The following is a 17,007-nucleotide window of genomic DNA, read 5'->3' as shown; positions in this document are numbered from 1 at the left end:
CCGCCATAAAGTGAATAAGAGCTAGCGTTAAAAACTCATGTCCATACAACTGCCACATAACAATTTAGTTTCCTGAAAATCATCTAAAAGATTGTATTGCGATTTTTTAGACGCGATAATCTAATCAAAATCCAAATAACTTTTGCTTCATGAGCACAAATCAAAGTCTGGTTCTGTTAAATGAAATGGCGACTTTTGTTAAGGTTGTCGAGTCGGAAAGTTTTTCTGAAACTGCAAGGCAGCTTGGTACAACACCTTCTGCTGTCAGCCGCGCGATTGCTCGTTTAGAACGTGCTTTAGGCACCCGCTTACTCTATCGAACTACGCGGAAACTTCGTTTAAGTGAAAGCGGACAACAGGTTTATCAACGTTGTTTAGATATGGTGAATGCTGCACAAGCAGTCATGGAAAGTTCAGGTCAATTTCATGTCGAGCCAGAAGGTATTATTCGTATGAGTGTTCCCAAAGCTGTGGGACATTTTATGATTCATCCGCATTTACCCGAATTTTTAGAACGCTACCCGAAAATTGATATTCAAATGCTTTTAGAAGATCGTTATGTAGACCTGATTGATGATGGCGTCGATTTAGCACTTCGAATTACAGAGCAACCACCGGGTGGGCTGATGGGACGAAAGCTCATTGATATTGACCATTTGATTTGTGCCACACATGAATATTTAGCAAAGCATGGCACTCCGAACCACCCTCATGATTTAAAGCAGCATGAATGTATTTACTTGGGTGAACAAGCCAGTGACTCAAAATGGAAATTTCAACAAGGAAATAAATCGATAAGTGTTGCTGTGCGTGGTCGTTATGCAGCAAACCATACGGGTGTGCGTTTGAGTGCCGCATTACAGCATTTAGGTATTGCGAGTTTGCCATACTTCGTTGCACGCCATGCGCTACAACAAGGTTCCTTAGTTCAGGTTTTACCAGATTGGTATTTTAAGACCTATTATAGTGGTGGGTTGTGGTTACTTTACCCACCGACACGGCATGTCCCGCCTAAATTGAGTGTATTGATTCAATATTTGGCAGATAAACTAGCAGCAGAGCCGACTTTATTTAAGTTAAAGTAATATAGAGTCAAGGAATTAGCACGATGGAATCCTACCTTTTAACCTCTAAAGTAAGCAGCTAATTCTGTTACTTTTTTTTGAAAAAAGTAACCAAAAAACTTTCTCATCTACAGAACCTGACCACTGTTTACATCTATAAAAAATATTGCAAAAAACATTATTTTTAAAAATTATGGGCAGGCTGTAGATGAATTCTAGCACGAGCAAATCCTATCTAGAGTCCTCTTTATTAGAATTACTCAACCAATAGATCTTTTGGATTAATCGTATCGCCATAGACTGGTTTTAACGTTTTTTCATAAGCTTGATGAATCACACCTTCTTTTGCCAATTTTTCTAAATCTTGGTTTAACCAGTCCAGCAACTCTTTATCACCCTTTTTCACTGCTGGTGCAATTAAGTCCTGCTCACCTAAATTGGTAATGCCAACAGTGTAATTTGGATTTTCTTTAGCCCAAGCTAAAACCAGCAAGTTATCATGTGCAAGCGCAGCACCACGACCATCTTTTAAAGCATCAAAAGTTTCAGTATTTTGCTCATACTTTTGTAGCTTAATTTCAGGATGAGTCTTGGTGAAGAATGAATCAGCCGTTGTACCTTTGTTTACCAATAAAGTTTTATCTTTAAGTTGAGCCACATCAGTAATTGGATGACTTTTTGGAGAAACCACACCTAGTGCCACTTTTAGGTAAGGCTTAGCAAAATCGACCACTTCTTTACGTTCTGGTGTAATAGTAAAGTTTGCAAAAATAATATCTACTTTATTGGCTTTTAAGTATTCGACACGGTTAGCTGCTTCAGTTAAAACGAACTCTACTTTGTTTTCATCACCCAGCAGATCTTTCGCAACATGCTTAGCAATTTCTACATCAAAGCCCTGATTTTTACCTTGAGCATCTAAATATCCAAACGGCGGTTTATCACTAAATACCCCAATTCGTACCACACCATTTTTTTTGATCTGTTCAATACTCGACACTGTTTGTGTGGTATCTGCCGATTTTTCAGTAGACTGAGTTCCTTTGTCACATGCAACTAAACCTAAACTCAGTAAAGACGCAGCTAAAATATGCTTCACGTTTTGCAATGTTAATGTTGTCATTATTTCACCCTATCGTTCTTGTAAAAGTCTTATTTAAAACAGCAGCGCCTCTTGGTAGACACTGCTCTAGCGATATCGAAAATTATTGGCCTACATCTAAAAACACATTCGGATTGACCGAGTCACCGTAAATTGGCTTCAAGGTTTCATCATAAATTTTATTAATTTCACCGCTTGTTCTGAGCTGCTTAATTTCAGTATTGAGCCAATTCAATAATTGCGTATTGCCCTTTTTAACTGCTGGTGCAATAAATTCTTGATCACCAATGGACTGAATACCTGCCACATAACTTGGGTTCTTCGCAGCCCACGCTAAAGCATAGGTACTATCTTGAGAAATCGCGTCACCACGACCGTCAGTTAAGGCTTTAAAGGCATCCGAGTTTCTTTCAAACTTGAGTAAATTCACTTTTGGATAATGCTTGGTAAAGTAAGTATCTGAACTTGTGCCTTTATTTACAATTAAGGTTTTACCTTCTAATTGAGCAATGTCAGTAATCGGCTTAGCTTTAGGCGAGACAATACCAAAAGCACCTTTTAAATAAGGCTCAGCAAAATCGACAACCTCTTTGCGTTCAGGAGTTACTGTAAACGTCGCAAATACAACATCAGCGCGATTCGATTTTAAAAACTCCACCCGATTTGAAGCTTCAGTCACAATAAACTCAACTTTCTTTTCATCGCCAAGCAAGTCTTTGGTCACTCGTTTTGCTAAAGCCACATCAAAGCCCTGATTATTACCTGCACTATCTACATAACCAAATGGCGGATCATCAGCAAAAACGGCAACTCGTAGAACCCCATTTTTTTTGACTTGTTCTAAAGAGTGGTCTTCTTGAGCATTACTTGCCTGTTCAGTTGATGGCGTTTTATTACATGCAGTTAACAACACCCCAGCAACAGCAAGACTGCTTAATATTTTTATTGAATTACGTTTAAACATTCACTTCCTCATGATTCAAATAATAAAAATTTAGTACGACAAAATATTTAGAAAGGCTTTCGCTCGTTCTGTTTTCGGCTGTTCAAAAAATTCTTCTGGTGAAGCCTGTTCAATAATCTTGCCCTTATCCATAAAAATAATGCGGTCGGCAACCTTACGGGCAAAGGACATCTCATGTGTCACAATCAACATCGTCATTCCTTCATTCGCTAACTTGAGTACCACATCGAGTACTTCCCTAACCATTTCTGGATCAAGTGCAGCGGTAATTTCATCAAGCAAAATGACTTTAGGTTGCATGACCAGTGAACGAACAATGGCAATACGCTGTTTTTGTCCACCTGAAAGCTGTCGTGGATAATCAAGTTTTCGCTCAAACAACCCCACGCGCTTTAACAACTCATCTGCGACTTGTTCAGCTTCATCGCGGTGGCGTTTTTGTACTTTGAGTGGCCCAAGCAAAATGTTGTCAATGACGTTCATATGCCCAAATAGCTCATAGTTCTGAAAAACCATGCCAATTTTTTGACGAGCATTAGTCCAGTCCACATCTTTACCGAGCATACCTGAGCCAGTTAAACGGATTTCACCACCCTGAATCGGTTCTAAGCCGTTAATACAGCGCAATAAGGTACTTTTACCGCAGCCCGATGGACCTAAAATAACAACCACTTCCCCTTGTTCTACATCCAGATCAATGCCCTGTAAAATATGACTTTGTGCAAATGATTTCTGTAATTGTTGTATCGATAACAAAGGCATAATTACTCCCAGACCTTTTCTAAATGTGCCGCCAAACGAGATAAGGGATAGCAAATCAGAAAATACAAAATAAAAATAAAGCCATAAATCCAAAGAGAAGCGCTCGGCACGGTTAACAGCGAATTTTCAATAATTTGCTGGCCAACTTTAATGACCTCAACTACACCAATCAGGACTGCCAAAGAGCTAGTTTTCACCATTCGGGTAAATAAGTTAATCGCGCCTGGAGTTACTCGTTTTAGACTTTGCGGAAAAATGACGTAGACCAAGGCTTGAACATGGGTAAGTCCGAGCGCATAGGCTGAATCGCGTTGATGCTGGTCAATTGAAGTAATGGCTGCACGAACCAAATCGCCCATTTCTGCCGTACCCCATAAAACAAATACAACAACGCATACCCACATTGCTGAAAACTGCCAGTTAAACCATGTCGCAAAGCCGAAATAAAACACGAACAGCAAAACTAAAATCGGAATGATTCGAATGGCTTCTAAATACAGACGGCACAGCGCTTTAACGACTATGTTTTTAGAGGTCATAATGACGCCGAAAACTGTGCCGAAAATTGCAGAGAAAAACACTGAAATAAATGCAATTTTTGCAGTTGCCCAAAGTCCCCACATTAAACGTTCGAGGTGACTCGCTTGAAATAAATAATCAAGTTCCATGGCTCACCTTCCGACTTCTGTGCTCCAGATAACTGGTTAAAATAGACACGGGCAATAAAATGATTAGATAAGCCATGATGAGTAAGAACAAAGCTTCGGTGGTTTTATAGTCCATGCCAATTAAGTCTTTAGTGACAAAAAGCAGTTCAACGACAGCAATGGCACTAACCACAGAACTTTCTTTAATTAGAAATAGACAATTTGCCCCTATTGCCGGAATTGAAATAGCCAGTGCTTGAGGAAAAATGACATATCTAAAAATTTGAGTCGGTTGCAGACCAATACTTTTTGCAGAGTCAATCTGCCCTTTTGCAACAGACTGCAAACCTGCTCGGAAAGCTTCGGCCATATAGCTACCGCCTAAAAAGGTCAGTCCGATCACACCACAAGCAAAACCATCGATTTTGATGCCAAGCTTTGGCAAACCGTAATACAAAAAGAACAGTTGAATTAATAAAGGGGTATTTCGAGATAACTCAATATAGAACTGGGCAATTCTATTTAGCACCCGCACGCGATATGTGATTAAAATGCTGCAAATCAGCCCCACAATAATTGCCAAAATAATGCTGATAATTGAAATTTTCAGCGTGGTCAAAGTTGCAGAGAAAAATTGCGGCAACACACTATGGATATACTGCCAGTTCAAGGAAAATTCCAAAAAATAATATTAAAACGTTATAAATATTTAGCTTTCATCAGCTATTAAATATTTGTGCAACGAGTTTATTTTTTTCCCAATTGGTCTAAAACTATTTTTATTAGATAAGCTTTTCTATAAGTTTGATAAATTCGATCTGGCAATCAAAAACCTTCAAATCAGCTGAATACAACCGCTCAAAACATATTCACTAAAACAAAGATGAATAATAAAACCAATAAAAAATCGGACACCAAGGCCCGATTTTTATTAAATGATTTTAATCTATTACTTACTTTCTCAGTACATCGCCAATGCTTGGGTCTTTATCAAAAACCGATTTAGCATATGGGCAAAGAGGAATTACTTTTACGTCTTTTTCACGAACAAAAGCCACCAATGCATCAAGTAATTGGCGACCTACACCTTGTCCACGATAATTTTCATTCACATCTGTGGCATCAATAATTAGCATGCTTTCGCCTGCCCATGTATAAGTCATTTCGCCTGCAACGGTTTCACCATCAAGTAAGCTAAAGCTGCCGTGTTTTGTATCATCTTTTTGTTGAATATTCACAATGAATTCCTCGTATTACGACTCATATTTATTTAGAAATGACTTTGTATAATCTTTATCTATAAGAACAAATCTAAGTGTAAAAAAATAGCCTGTTTTTAGCAGCGAGTCTGTATGCTTTTTAAATACAATTCATGCATAAAACTCATAATTCTATTCGTAATTCTGTGTCTAATCCTCTCAAATCATTACTGTTAAGCTCTGCGACCAGATTTTATTCATTTCATTTATGAAAATTCAATGGTTTTGAGATTGGAACTTTTATGTCTTCTTTTCATCAAATTGAGCAAAGCACATATGAACATTCAACACCTGCCTGGGGTGCCGTCTTTGTAATGTCACTCTGCTGCGCAGTATTAATTGCATCTGAGTTCATGCCCGTAAGTTTACTCACCCCCATCTCTTCAGATTTAAATATGAGTGAAGGCCAAGTGGGTCAAGCAATCGCAATTTCTGGTATTTTTGCTGTGATGACCAGCCTGTCTATTAGTCGTGTATTTAAGGCATGGGACCGACGTCATATCATTTTATTACTCACCCTACTGATGATTGCCTCGGGCATAGTCATTACATTTGCCCATTCTGCGGCTTTGTTTATGTTGGGTCGTGCAATCTTAGGCGTAGTGATTGGTGGTTTTTGGGCCATGTCGACATCAATTGTTATGCGACTCGTTCCTCCACTTTCAGTACCTAAAGCACTCGGTTTATTAAATGGCGGAAATGCTCTAGCCACCACAATTGCAGCACCATTAGGAAGTTTTTTGGGTTCAATTATTGGCTGGCGTGGTGCTTTTTTCTGTATTGTTCCCATCGCGATTGTTGCACTTATTTGGCAATTTAAAAGTATGCCTTCTCTTCCTGCAATATTGTCAGTTGAGAAATCTAAAAATCCATTTGGTTTACTAAAACGCCCAATTGTACTTTATGGGATGACAGGAATTTTATTACTTTTTATGGGCCAATTTGCGCTATTTACCTATTTACGCCCATTTCTAGAAACCGTTACTCATGTCGATGCGACAATGCTATCCATTTTATTATTAATATTGGGTTTAGCAGGTTTAGTGGGTACATTTGTAATTAGTTTAATCCTCCACCAGCATGTTTATCGTTATCTGATTCTTATTCCATTCATCATGGCAGTGATTGCTGGAGCTTTTGTATTTGGTGGTGAGCATTTATGGTTTGTTGCTATATTGATGGGTTTATGGGGCTTTATTGGAACGTCGGCACCAGTTGCATGGAACACGTGGCTTGCCCAAACACTACATCAAGATGCCGAAATTGGTGGGGGTTTGATGGTTGCAATTATTCAATTTGCAATTACTCTAGGCGCAACTATAGGTGGATTGTTATATGACTCAGATGGCTATAGCTCCACGTTCTATATGAGCGCAACTATTTTGCTATTAGGTGCGATTACTGCTTTTCTCACATGGCGAAATGCTACTCACGTAGCACATCAATAACCAACCGTAACGCAGGTGAAAGTTGTCTGCGATGTGGATAGTACAAATGGTATCCGGGAAACTGGATACTGTACTCTGCTAAAACTTGAATCAGCTTCCCTTCTTTTAGATCTTCTCGAATCAAATCTTCTGGAATATAAGCCAGTCCAAATCCAGCCCGAACAGCTTGTGCAATCTCATAACTTTCATTAAATATCCATTGCCCCTGAATTTTAATTTTTGTTTCTTGACCATCTTTCACAAACTCCCACGCATATACGCTGCCTTGGGTCGTTAAACGATAGCCAATACATTGATGATTGATTAAATCTTTAGGGATATTAGGAATTCCATATTGTTCAAAATATGCTGGTGTTGCTATTACCGCCATTTTGACATCTGGACTAATGCGTACTGCAATCATGCCATCAGCTACGCGGCTTCCGAAACGGACGCCTGCATCAAAGCGCTCTGCCACAATATCGACCATGCCGCTATAGGCAGTCACTTCTACTTGTACATCAGGGTAATCACCCGCAATCTTTTTAAGTTTGGGAATCAGCACTTCCCGTATTGCATGGCTGCTAGCATTAATCCGAACCGTACCAGCAGGTTGATCCCGAAATGATGTTAAAAGGGACAATTCATTATCGATTTGGTCAAAACTGGCACTAATCGTTTGTTTCAACCTTTCACCTGCTGCTGTGGGTGAAACACTACGTGTGGTTCTGGTCAGGAGCAACATTCCCAAACGTTCTTCTAAACCCCGAATGGTATGGCTTAGCGCAGATTGTGAAATTCCCATTTTCCCTGCGGCCTTAGTAAAACTACCCTCTCTTGCCACCATTAAAAAAGCATAAAGATCATTATAGTTTTCTTTATTTATCATCTGCTTTATCTCTTATTGGGGAGTCAACCTCATTATAAAGGATAAAACTATTCATGAATATTACTCATAAGTCCATGTTTGTTTTTTAGACTAATTATTAAAAAGAAGATTCGTTAAAATCCATATCAAGCAGTAAATATGAAGATTTAAATAAACTGAGGCGATTATTATGAGTCATTTTATTATTGTAAAAAATTAATAAATTCCACTCATATCTTTACGTTAAAGAATAAATAGCTTCATTGCATTTATGTGCTTTTTCTTAAAGAAGCGAGGTGAGTTGATATGGCTAATTATAATTTTTTTAAAGGCTTAGTCAGCCTATGTGTTTTGTTCTCAGTGACTTCCGCTTCTTATGCAATAAAGCCTCAAGGTAAAAATCAACAAAGGGGATCGATGATGAAAATCCGTATTGATATTGATGGAACACAGCAACCGCTATTTGCCACATTAGCCATGTCACCTACTGTTGAAGATTTTGCCAAACAGCTTCCTTTGACATTAATCCTCAAAGATTATGACTCAACTGAAAAAATAGCCGATCTACCAAACAAGCTAACTATGCAAAATTCGCCTCATGGTTATGCTGGCAAGGCTGGTGATCTTACCTATTATGCTCCGTGGGGTAATCTGGCTTTTTTCTATAAAGACTCAGCTGTTGGTTACGCGAATGGCCTCATTTTTCTTGGGAAACTTGATGCTATTCCCCACGTATTCAAGCAAAAACAACCCATCAAAATTTCAATTTCCCAAATCGAATAAACATCTATCTATTCACTCATTCACATTGTTTAAATTGAGGTATTTATGAATCCATCTCCCTTTTTTAAAAAGCTTAAAACACATACAGCGGCGGCAGTTTGTGCAGCAACAATTGGATTATTTTCTTCAACTTCAGCTATGGCAGCAGACATGAGTAACGACGCGAATAATTTTTATCAAAGCCAACAAGTGACTATTCAAAGAGTGACTTTTAAAAATCAATACAACATGAACGTAGTTGGGAACCTAGTGATTCCTAAAAACTTCAATAAAAATAGTAAAAGTCCTGCGATTATTGTAGGTCACCCTATGGGTGCCGTGAAAGAACAGAGCTCTATGCTTTATGCGCAAAAATTAGCTGAGCAAGGGTTTATTACCCTAGCAATTGACCTACCTTACTGGGGGGAAAGTGAAGGTGAACCTCGAAATCTGGTTGCCCCAGAAATCTATACAGAAGCTTTTAATGCCGCAGTAGATTATTTAGGAACTCAATCTTTCATTGACCGCAATAACATTGGCGTGCTTGGTATTTGTGGTAGCGGTAGTTTCGCAATTAGTGCAGCGAAACTTGATCCGCGTTTAAAAGCTATTGCCACTGTCAGTATGTACGACATGGGTGCAGCAACACGTAATGGCCTAAAACATTCACAAACTTTAGAGCAAAGAAAGAAAATGTTAGCAGCTGCGGCAGAACAACGCTATGTAGAGTTCCAAGGTGGCGCAACCAAATGGCTCAATTATTTACCGACTCAACTTGATGACAACGCGGATGCTGTGACACGTGAGTTTCATGACTTTTATAGAACCTCGCGTGGAGCATCAATTCCAAAAGGTAAAACTTTAGAACAAACTCAAAATCGTGCACAAACCACAGAAGTACGATTTGTAAACTTCTATCCTTTTAATGACATTGAAACGATTTCACCACGTCCAATGCTATTTATTACGGGTGATCAGGCCCACTCAAAAGAATTTAGTGAAGAGGCTTACAAACTCGCGGGCCAACCAAAAGAACTTTACTACGTTAAAGGCGCTGGACATGTTGATTTATATGATCGGGTCGACCTCATTCCATTTAATAAATTAACCAGTTTCTTTAAACAGAACTTGAAGTAAGAAAAATGATAGAGGTTCTCTAAGGGCCTCTAACTTTTTAATTAACTTAATGAAACTCTTGTACCAAACTATTAATATGCGCCACGGCAGCAGTTCGGTTTTCAACACAAAGTTTTTCAAAAACATGCTCTAAATGTTTATTCACCGTCCGTGGGCTAAGCTCCAAGATCTCTGCAATATCTTTATTGGTTTTCCCTAACAATAACCAGTGCATGACTTCTGCCTCACGTTGAGTCAACTGCGGGCAATATTTCAAAATATCATTCATTTCCAAGGCAGGTGTAGATGTCTTGATCTGTATCAGATAGTTTTTTGCCACACTTGGTTCAGTCTCCCACGGCGTAAGCAATAAAAGCTGTAATTGCTGAGATGGCGTCGAATAAGAACAGCTGGTTAATTTTTTAGGATCTTTTTCTTGCTCTAAGTCTGAAAACCACGCTTTTAAGCCTGCTTCAAAACCGTCTAATTCGGGTAAATATTGATTCAGTAAATCACTGGCTTTTTGAGTTTTCCAAACAATTTTACCGTGAATATCTAGCGCAAGAATTGCTGTTTCCGTTGCATCAATCACTTGTTTTTGTTGTTGCAATAGTTTCGCATGTGCCAAATGTGTTTTTACCCTTGCTAATACTTCTTCAATATTCAAAGGTTTGGTTACATAGTCCACCCCACCGACCTGAAAACCACGCACTATATGCTCTGTCTCAGACAAACCTGTCATAAAAATGACGGGAATAAACTGCGTAATTGGACTTGCTTTAAGCTGTATGCAACTTTCAAAACCGTCCATATGTGGCATATTGCCATCAAGCAAAATCATATCTGGTAAGCATCGGTGTGCAATTTCAATTGCACTCAATCCATCGGTTGTGACAAGCACGCGATAACCCGCCTGATCCAGACTTTCATGTAGCAAGCCTAAATTTTCCGGCACATCATCCACAATCAGAATAACAGCCTGCTCGTTTGGCGAAGCTTGCTGAAAAGAAACATGTTGCGTACTCATTGCTTATCCTGAATTAATCGTTGCGCGTGTTTTAAATCAAACTTTTGAATAGCGTGTTCAAGCTGTTCCCATAACTCGTTATGCTCTGGAAAATTTTGGCGGCATTGCGTTAAAGTCTGTTGAATTCCACGGATATAACCTTGTCCAATCAAATCATTTAATTGCTGCAAGCTTTGCGGTAAATCGAGCAGCTCATTATCTTCTGGCTGTTTAATTGGTGCATGAACAGCGCTTTGCTCTTGCTTAAACACTTTTACATCAAGTGCTTGAACTTCATTATTTTCAAGATGTGCATCTGATTTGGAATCAATCCATACCAAGCCTAACTTGTCTCCAATTTTACTCAGCAACAAATTCAGGTCGATTGGTTTTAACATAAAGTCTTCACTTAAGACGGCATCTTGTGGATTGACTTCACGCTCGCCTGCATTGGCCGAAATAATTAAGATCGGCACATTGGTAATATTATTCTGACGTAATAATCGCGCTGTTTCCCACCCGCCCATCAGAGGCATATTTAAATCCATCAAAATCAGGTTAGGCTGAAAAATAGGTACACGTCTTAAACAGTCAATGCCCGACTCAGCTTCTTCAATAATAAATTCCAAAGGTTTGAGAAAATTAGCGACTAAACCTCGATCCACCGCTTCATTATCGACAACTAAAATTCGTTTTCGTTCGCCTTGATAACCAGTAATCTGGTTGGAGTAAACATTAGAAATTGGATGAACCACTTCTTTTGAAGGTAAGTAAAACTTAATCTTAAACTGTGAACCCTGATTGAGTTGACTAGTCACAGATAGCTGGCCACCGAGTAAATCGACTAATAATTTTACAATTGGTAATCCGAGTCCTGTTCCGGTAAATCCGCCTTGAACCACATTACTACCCCGTTCAAACGGATTAAAGATTCGCTCTAAATCGGCCTCGGCAATACCACAGCCCGTATCTCTAATTTCAAAATAAGCCGTTTGAAAACGGTACTCGACTTTTAAAGTAATTGTACCGCTCGTCGTAAATTTTAAAGCATTACCCAATAAATTGATGAGCACTTGCTCTAAGCGTTTTTTGTCGGTACGAACATAGTGCGGTAGGTTTTCTCCAATTTCATAAATAAACTGTAAATTCTTCTGTTCAAACTGTGGCTGAAACATTTGAATAATCTGTTCTATAAAATTTGGAAAATGCACATCCACCACATTTAAAGAAATTTTACCTGTTTCAATTCGTGCTAAATCTAGTAAACCGTCAATCAGTGAAGTCAAATGCTGCCCACTACGGCTAATCACCCCGAGCGCCATTTTGCCTTGTTCTGAAAGTTGCTCTTGTTTCTGAAGTAATTGACTATAGCCTAAAATACTATTTAGAGGGGTTCTTAGTTCGTGGCTAATGCCAATGACATAACGGCTTTTTGCATCATTTGCCCGCTCTGCCGAAATTCTGGCATCTTGCAGGTCTTTTGAAGTGACTTCATGGGCAGCAATTTCATCAATCAATAATGCTGTTTGCTGATGCGTTTCAATTTCGGCATTACGGCGGCTTTCATCGTTTAATACGAGCCACCATGCAGCAACGCTCATCAATAAAAATAAAATAGTGTAGATTTTGACAAACAGCGTAAATAACTGAGGAACGGCTGCGGCATTAATCGTTTCTAAATAGGTTTTTTCTTGGATATAAACCAGACTCAAACTCACTGCCAAAACGATCGACAGTCCTAGAGTCAGCAATAGATACAAACTGACCCTGCTATTTAAACGACTAGCCCAGCGTTCAGGTAAATAGTGCCAGATGGCTTTTTTAAGTTGTACTGACCAACGTGTATCAGGTTTACATAAATCGTGACAGCGTGCTTCAAGTGAACAGCATAGAGAGCAAATCGTACCATTATAGGCTGGACAGCCCGCCATATCAGCAAGTTCATAGTCCCGTTCACATACCACACAGTTAGCAACCGAAGTCGCCTGAATTTTTTCAGGTAGGCGTGCAATGTAATATTTGCCTTTGGTTAAGTAAGCAATGACAGGAACGCATAACATTGCACTCCCCAAAGCAATAAAACTCGCCAATCCTTTTGCCATGAGTCCGAAAAAGCCCAAATAACTCAGCATCGATAACACTGAAGCAATCAGTAAGGCCCCCACACCTACAGGGTTAATGTCGTATAAATAAGCACGGCGAAATTCAATTCCCTTCGGGCTTAAACCTAAAGGCTTACAGATAATTAAATCTGCAACAACGGCGCCAATCCATGCCAAAGCGATATTGCTATATAGACCTAAAATGCGCTCAACTGCATGGCTAATCCCCATTTCCATCAAAACGATAGCAATAAAAACATTAAAAAGAAGCCAGACAATTCGCCCCGGATGGCTATGAGTCAAGCGAGCAAAAAAGTTGGACCATGCCAATGAGCCAGCGTAGGCATTGGTCATATTAATTTTAATTTGCGCCAAGCAAACCAGTGCTAATGTGAGAATTAAAGCAAGTTGAGGATTTGGAATAAACTGTTGATAGGCAACCCAATATAGATAAGTCGGATTGTCTAGTTCAGAGACAGGAATAAACAGCTGAAAAGCCAGCACCATCAGCAGCATGCCCATTAGAACTTTTAGAAAACCAAAAATAATCCAAGATGGGCCACCTAAAAAAACGGCAAAACGCCATGCGGTTCTGTTTTTTTCTTGTTGGGGTAAAAAGCGTAAATAGTCGGCTTGCTCACCAATTTGGATCACAAATGAAAAAATAAGAGTGCACGCCGCACCAAAGTAATACAGATTAAAATCAGTCGAGTTTGAAACCGCACCAACAAAATGCAGGCTACTACTTAAAATTTGTGGCTGTTTCCAAAGTACAAAAATCCACGGTAATAACAGCAATAAGAGCCAGATTGGCTGAGTGACTGCCTGAACTTTGTTAATAAAACCAATACCTTTGACTACTAAAGGCAAAATCACTAATGCCGAAATTAAGTAACCAATAACTTGTGGAATACCTAAAGCCAGCTCAAGTGCCATCGCCATAATTGCGGCTTCAAACGCAAGCAAAATAAAGGTAAAGCTGGCATAAATTAGAGAGGTAATGGTCGAGCCAATGTAGCCAAAACCTGCACCACGAGTAAGCAAATCGACGTCTACATTATATTTTGCAGCGTAGTAACTAATCGGCCAACTGGTTAAAAATATGATGGTACATACGACAATTGCTGCCCAGACTGCATTGCTAAAGCCATACTGCCAAAGCATGGTCGCCCCAATGGCTTCCATCGCCAGAAAACTAACAGTCGAAATTGCGGTGTTGGTAACGGTCCAAGGTGACCATTTTCTTACTGAGGTAGGTGCATAGCGGAGCGCATAATCTTCGATACTTTCATCTGCCACCCAAATATTATATTCACGGCGTGTTTTGATCACACGTTGTGGCGCTTGTTGGGGGCGTGAAGAATCTGGCATAACACTCATGTTTTGGATGGGGCTGCATTAAACCCAGCAATCCTTATGCCAAAAGTCATTTATCATGGCGATTTTCTCAAATACGCACATATACGCAAAATAACGTATTTTCAATTTTTCTCAAAAATCACACACTCAAAACCATCAAAAAACAATGATCAATATTTGTGTTGATTGACCGAAAATGATTGGGAGATTGATGTTATGAGTGTATCTGAACATCCAAATCTGGACACTGTGCAAGGTACAGATTCACAAAAAGCAGTGAATGAAACCTTAGAAGATTATACTTTACGTTATGCTCCACACAGCTTTCGGCGCTGGAGTCCCAAAGTTGTCGCTATTACTGCTCTTGGTGGTATTGCCTATCTTGCTGACTTTTCTATTGGTGCCAGTATTGGTATGTCTTACGGAACAACCAATGCTGTTTTCTCCATTTTATTTGCAGCGATTATTATCTTCTTAACCGGCATTCCTTTAGCCTACTACGCAGCGCGCTATAACATCGACCTTGACTTGATTACCCGCGGTGCAGGTTTTGGTTATATCGGATCAGTTCTTACTAGTATCATTTTCGCCAGTTTCACATTTATTTTCTTTGCCCTTGAAGGTTCAATCATGGCGCAAGGGTTATTGCTCGGTTTAGGCATTCCGCTTTGGGCAGGTTACCTCATCTCAACCGTTATGGTCATACCGCTGGTGATTTACGGCATGAAAGCTTTAAGTAAATTACAAGTTTGGACTACCCCACTTTGGCTCATTCTGATGATTGGTCCTGTGGCCTACCTGATTTATCAAGAACCAACCTTAGTCAGCCAATTTGCTACTTTTACGGGTAAAGAAGGTTTTGCAACTGTAGACATGGCTGCAATCATGTTAGGTGCTGGTATTTGTTTATCGCTCATCATGCAAATTGGTGAGCAAATTGATTACTTACGTTTCATGCCTGCTAAAACAAAAGAAAATAGCAAAGCATGGTGGGCAGCCGTTATTTCAGCAGGTCCAGGTTGGGTGATTTTAGGTGCAATTAAACAAATTATTGGGGCGTTTTTAGGGTTCTATTTACTCACTAAAATACCGGGCGTAAACAGCACTGAACCTGTTCAACAGTTTAATGCAGCGTTTCATGACATGCTTCCGGGCTGGGCAGCTTTAACACTGGCAGTGATTTTGGTAGTCATTTCTCAAATTAAAATTAATGTGACCAATGCTTACTCTGGTTCCCTTGCATGGACAAGTGCCTACACACGTATTAGCAAACATTATCCGGGTCGTATTGTCTTTGTGATGGTGAACTTGGCGATTGCGCTTGCTTTAATGGAAGGCAACATGTTTGCGGTACTAGGTAAAATCTTAGGGTTCTATTCAAACTTTGCCATTGCTTGGGTTGTAGTTGTTGCAACAGATATTTCAATCAACAAATATGTTTTAAAACTTTCACCAAAAGAACCGGAATATCGCCGTGACATGCTCTACAACGTAAACCCTGTTGGTATGGTTGCGTTCCTTGTATCAGCAGGACTATCGATTGCAGCATTCTTCGGCTTACTCGGTAGTTTCTTGGCGCCTTACTCACCGCTTATCGCGCTTGTACTTGCCTTTGTATTAACTCCAGTCATGGGCTTATTAACCAAAGGAAAATACTACATCAAGTCACACGATGACGGCATTAAAGAACCACGTTACGATGCTGAAGGCACACCAGTTGCAACTGTTTACCACTGCCGCGTATGTGAGCAAGGTTACGAGCGTCCAGATATTATGTTCTCTCACAAACATAACGGCACGATCTGTTCTTTGTGTAAAACACTCGACGCTTAAATACTCTCGAAACTAAAAAAGAAGCTTTAAAGCTTCTTTTTTTATATTTGATGATTCTTAGCCAATCGGAAATAAACGTTCAGGCACTACATCTTTCATCACAATGGTTGAGATGAGTCTTTGCACACTTGGAATAGCAGATAATTTTTCATCATACAAACGCTGAAAAGCTGGTAAATCTTTAGCGACCACATGTAATAAATAATCTGGCTCACCAAACAAGCGCTGGGCCTGAATAATTTGCGGGATATCAATTACGGCATTTTCAAACTTCTCGACTGCCTGTTTATCACCTTCTTTAAGCGTAATAAAAACAATCGCTGAAAATTCAAATCCTACTAAGTTTGGGTCGAGTTCTGCCCGATAGCCTTTGATAGCTCCCGATTCTTCTAAAGCCTTCACTCGTCTATGACAAGGTGAAATGCTCAAACCTACTTTTTCTGCCAACTCAGTGATAGATAATCGGCCATTTAATTGCAATTCAGCAAGAATCTTTTTATCTGTGCGATCCATTTAGAAAAATTTACCCCAAATGAGTGTGATATGAGCAAACATTTAAAAGCACATTCTAAATACATGAGCATATTATTTTCAACAAGCTCGAATAAATAGGGATTTTTTCTAAACCACGAGTGAAACCTTTGGAAAATAGTTTGCCGAGATAAGCATATGGCTTTTAACATTTTTATTGCATTTTGGAGTGTCTCCATTCTTTTTATTATTACTCCAGGGGCAG

The 17,007-nt window shown here is 39.4% G+C and carries 16 protein-coding genes and 2 pseudogenes; 8 read left to right on the top strand and 10 right to left on the bottom strand.

Annotated elements, in window-relative coordinates; genetic code table 11:
- Positions 1–149 precede the first annotated feature (149 nt).
- Entirely contained in the window at positions 150–1,085 is a 936-nt protein-coding gene (locus tag UC75_RS01255) for a LysR family transcriptional regulator (RefSeq protein ID WP_049836431.1), read from the top strand.
- A gap of 77 nt (positions 1,086–1,162) precedes the next feature.
- Positions 1,163–1,283, top strand: a pseudogene (locus UC75_RS18535) (hypothetical protein).
- Positions 1,284–1,320: 37 nt separating this feature from the next.
- On the opposite strand, the gene UC75_RS01250 reads toward UC75_RS18535, so the two are convergent.
- From UC75_RS01250 to UC75_RS01230, 5 genes are all read right to left on the bottom strand, one after another.
- Positions 1,321–2,187, bottom strand: a complete 867-nt coding sequence (locus UC75_RS01250; RefSeq protein WP_049836430.1) for a cysteine ABC transporter substrate-binding protein — start codon at positions 2,185–2,187, stop codon at positions 1,321–1,323.
- An 82-nt stretch (positions 2,188–2,269) separates the two neighbouring features.
- Positions 2,270–3,130, bottom strand: coding sequence for a transporter substrate-binding domain-containing protein (locus UC75_RS01245; protein ID WP_049836429.1), 861 nt, complete (start codon positions 3,128–3,130; stop codon positions 2,270–2,272).
- A 30-nt stretch (positions 3,131–3,160) separates the two neighbouring features.
- Positions 3,161–3,892 (bottom strand): amino acid ABC transporter ATP-binding protein, encoded by a 732-nt coding sequence (locus UC75_RS01240; RefSeq protein WP_049836428.1) that lies wholly within the window; start codon positions 3,890–3,892, stop codon positions 3,161–3,163.
- A 2-nt stretch (positions 3,893–3,894) separates the two neighbouring features.
- Positions 3,895–4,560, bottom strand: a complete 666-nt coding sequence (locus tag UC75_RS01235) for an amino acid ABC transporter permease (RefSeq protein ID WP_000418067.1) — start codon at positions 4,558–4,560, stop codon at positions 3,895–3,897.
- Entirely contained in the window at positions 4,550–5,209 is a 660-nt protein-coding gene (locus UC75_RS01230; RefSeq protein WP_001104465.1) for an amino acid ABC transporter permease, read from the bottom strand. The genes UC75_RS01235 and UC75_RS01230 overlap by 11 nt, the downstream gene beginning before the upstream one ends.
- Positions 5,210–5,273: 64 nt before the next feature.
- Here UC75_RS01230 and UC75_RS18530 point away from each other — a divergent pair, with 64 nt between their 5' ends.
- Positions 5,274–5,387, top strand: a complete 114-nt coding sequence (locus tag UC75_RS18530) for a hypothetical protein (protein WP_128825104.1) — start codon at positions 5,274–5,276, stop codon at positions 5,385–5,387.
- Positions 5,388–5,492: 105 nt separating this feature from the next.
- On the opposite strand, the gene UC75_RS01225 is transcribed toward UC75_RS18530, so the two are convergent.
- A complete protein-coding gene (locus UC75_RS01225) occupies positions 5,493–5,777 on the bottom strand; it encodes a GNAT family N-acetyltransferase (RefSeq protein ID WP_001025680.1) in 285 nt (94 codons plus the stop codon).
- Between the two features lie 263 nt (positions 5,778–6,040).
- Between UC75_RS01225 and UC75_RS01220 the strand changes: the two genes are divergently transcribed.
- Positions 6,041–7,246, top strand: coding sequence for an MFS transporter (locus UC75_RS01220; RefSeq protein ID WP_049836427.1), 1,206 nt, complete (start codon positions 6,041–6,043; stop codon positions 7,244–7,246).
- Here the strand turns inward: UC75_RS01220 and UC75_RS01215 are convergent.
- A complete protein-coding gene (locus tag UC75_RS01215) occupies positions 7,224–8,114 on the bottom strand; it encodes a LysR family transcriptional regulator (protein WP_049836426.1) in 891 nt (296 codons plus the stop codon). The two genes, UC75_RS01220 and UC75_RS01215, sit on opposite strands and share 23 nt — an antisense overlap.
- Before the next feature lie 285 nt (positions 8,115–8,399).
- Here UC75_RS01215 and UC75_RS01210 point away from each other — a divergent pair, with 285 nt between their 5' ends.
- Both UC75_RS01210 and UC75_RS01205 read left to right on the top strand, forming a co-directional pair.
- Positions 8,400–8,876 carry a cyclophilin-like fold protein gene (locus UC75_RS01210; RefSeq protein ID WP_049836425.1) on the top strand — a complete coding sequence of 159 codons (477 nt, stop codon included), beginning with the start codon at positions 8,400–8,402 and terminating at the stop codon, positions 8,874–8,876.
- A 45-nt stretch (positions 8,877–8,921) separates the two neighbouring features.
- Positions 8,922–9,992, top strand: a complete 1,071-nt coding sequence (locus UC75_RS01205; RefSeq protein ID WP_049836424.1) for an alpha/beta hydrolase — start codon at positions 8,922–8,924, stop codon at positions 9,990–9,992.
- A 46-nt stretch (positions 9,993–10,038) separates the two neighbouring features.
- Here the strand turns inward: UC75_RS01205 and UC75_RS01200 are convergent, their stop codons facing one another.
- Both UC75_RS01200 and UC75_RS01195 read right to left on the bottom strand, forming a co-directional pair.
- Positions 10,039–10,998, bottom strand: coding sequence for a response regulator transcription factor (locus UC75_RS01200; protein WP_049836423.1), 960 nt, complete (start codon positions 10,996–10,998; stop codon positions 10,039–10,041).
- The gene (locus tag UC75_RS01195; RefSeq protein ID WP_049836422.1) at positions 10,995–14,459 is read right to left on the bottom strand and encodes an ATP-binding protein; all 3,465 of its coding nucleotides are present in this window, start codon (positions 14,457–14,459) and stop codon (positions 10,995–10,997) included. Before UC75_RS01195 ends, UC75_RS01200 begins: the two co-directional genes overlap by 4 nt.
- Positions 14,460–14,654: 195 nt before the next feature.
- On the opposite strand from UC75_RS01195, the gene UC75_RS01190 reads away from it, so the two are divergent.
- Positions 14,655–16,271 (top strand): purine-cytosine permease family protein, encoded by a 1,617-nt coding sequence (locus UC75_RS01190; protein ID WP_004793027.1) that lies wholly within the window; start codon positions 14,655–14,657, stop codon positions 16,269–16,271.
- A 57-nt stretch (positions 16,272–16,328) separates the two neighbouring features.
- On the opposite strand, the gene UC75_RS01185 is transcribed toward UC75_RS01190, so the two are convergent.
- Positions 16,329–16,784: an Lrp/AsnC family transcriptional regulator gene (locus UC75_RS01185; RefSeq protein WP_000376211.1), complete on the bottom strand. Its 456-nt coding sequence runs from the start codon at positions 16,782–16,784 to the stop codon at positions 16,329–16,331.
- 156 nt (positions 16,785–16,940) lie between these two features.
- Between UC75_RS01185 and UC75_RS18525 the strand changes: the two are divergent.
- Positions 16,941–17,007, top strand: a pseudogene (locus UC75_RS18525) (LysE family translocator); the annotation flags it as partial.

This window comes from Acinetobacter sp. V2, from assembly GCF_001188385.1.
GTDB lineage: Bacteria > Pseudomonadota > Gammaproteobacteria > Pseudomonadales > Moraxellaceae > Acinetobacter > Acinetobacter oleivorans.
The sequence above is the reverse complement of the archived record's forward strand: the minus strand, read 5'-3'. Positions and strand labels throughout refer to the sequence as shown.

Bases quoted from the DNA above. Each gene is read 5' to 3' on its own strand.
- UC75_RS01255 (WP_049836431.1), top strand. From the start codon at position 150: ATGAGCACAAATCAAAGTCTGGTTCTGTTAAATGAAATGGCGACTTTT.
- UC75_RS01250 (WP_049836430.1), bottom strand. From the start codon at position 2,187: ATGACAACATTAACATTGCAAAACGTGAAGCATATTTTAGCTGCGTCT.
- UC75_RS01245 (WP_049836429.1), bottom strand. From the start codon at position 3,130: ATGTTTAAACGTAATTCAATAAAAATATTAAGCAGTCTTGCTGTTGCT.
- UC75_RS01240 (WP_049836428.1), bottom strand. From the start codon at position 3,892: ATGCCTTTGTTATCGATACAACAATTACAGAAATCATTTGCACAAAGT.
- UC75_RS01235 (WP_000418067.1), bottom strand. From the start codon at position 4,560: ATGGAACTTGATTATTTATTTCAAGCGAGTCACCTCGAACGTTTAATG.
- UC75_RS01220 (WP_049836427.1), top strand. From the start codon at position 6,041: ATGTCTTCTTTTCATCAAATTGAGCAAAGCACATATGAACATTCAACA.
- UC75_RS01215 (WP_049836426.1), bottom strand. From the start codon at position 8,114: ATGATAAATAAAGAAAACTATAATGATCTTTATGCTTTTTTAATGGTG.
- UC75_RS01210 (WP_049836425.1), top strand. From the start codon at position 8,400: ATGGCTAATTATAATTTTTTTAAAGGCTTAGTCAGCCTATGTGTTTTG.
- UC75_RS01205 (WP_049836424.1), top strand. From the start codon at position 8,922: ATGAATCCATCTCCCTTTTTTAAAAAGCTTAAAACACATACAGCGGCG.
- UC75_RS01200 (WP_049836423.1), bottom strand. From the start codon at position 10,998: ATGAGTACGCAACATGTTTCTTTTCAGCAAGCTTCGCCAAACGAGCAG.
- UC75_RS01195 (WP_049836422.1), bottom strand. From the start codon at position 14,459: ATGAGTGTTATGCCAGATTCTTCACGCCCCCAACAAGCGCCACAACGT.
- UC75_RS01190 (WP_004793027.1), top strand. From the start codon at position 14,655: ATGAGTGTATCTGAACATCCAAATCTGGACACTGTGCAAGGTACAGAT.
- UC75_RS01185 (WP_000376211.1), bottom strand. From the start codon at position 16,784: ATGGATCGCACAGATAAAAAGATTCTTGCTGAATTGCAATTAAATGGC.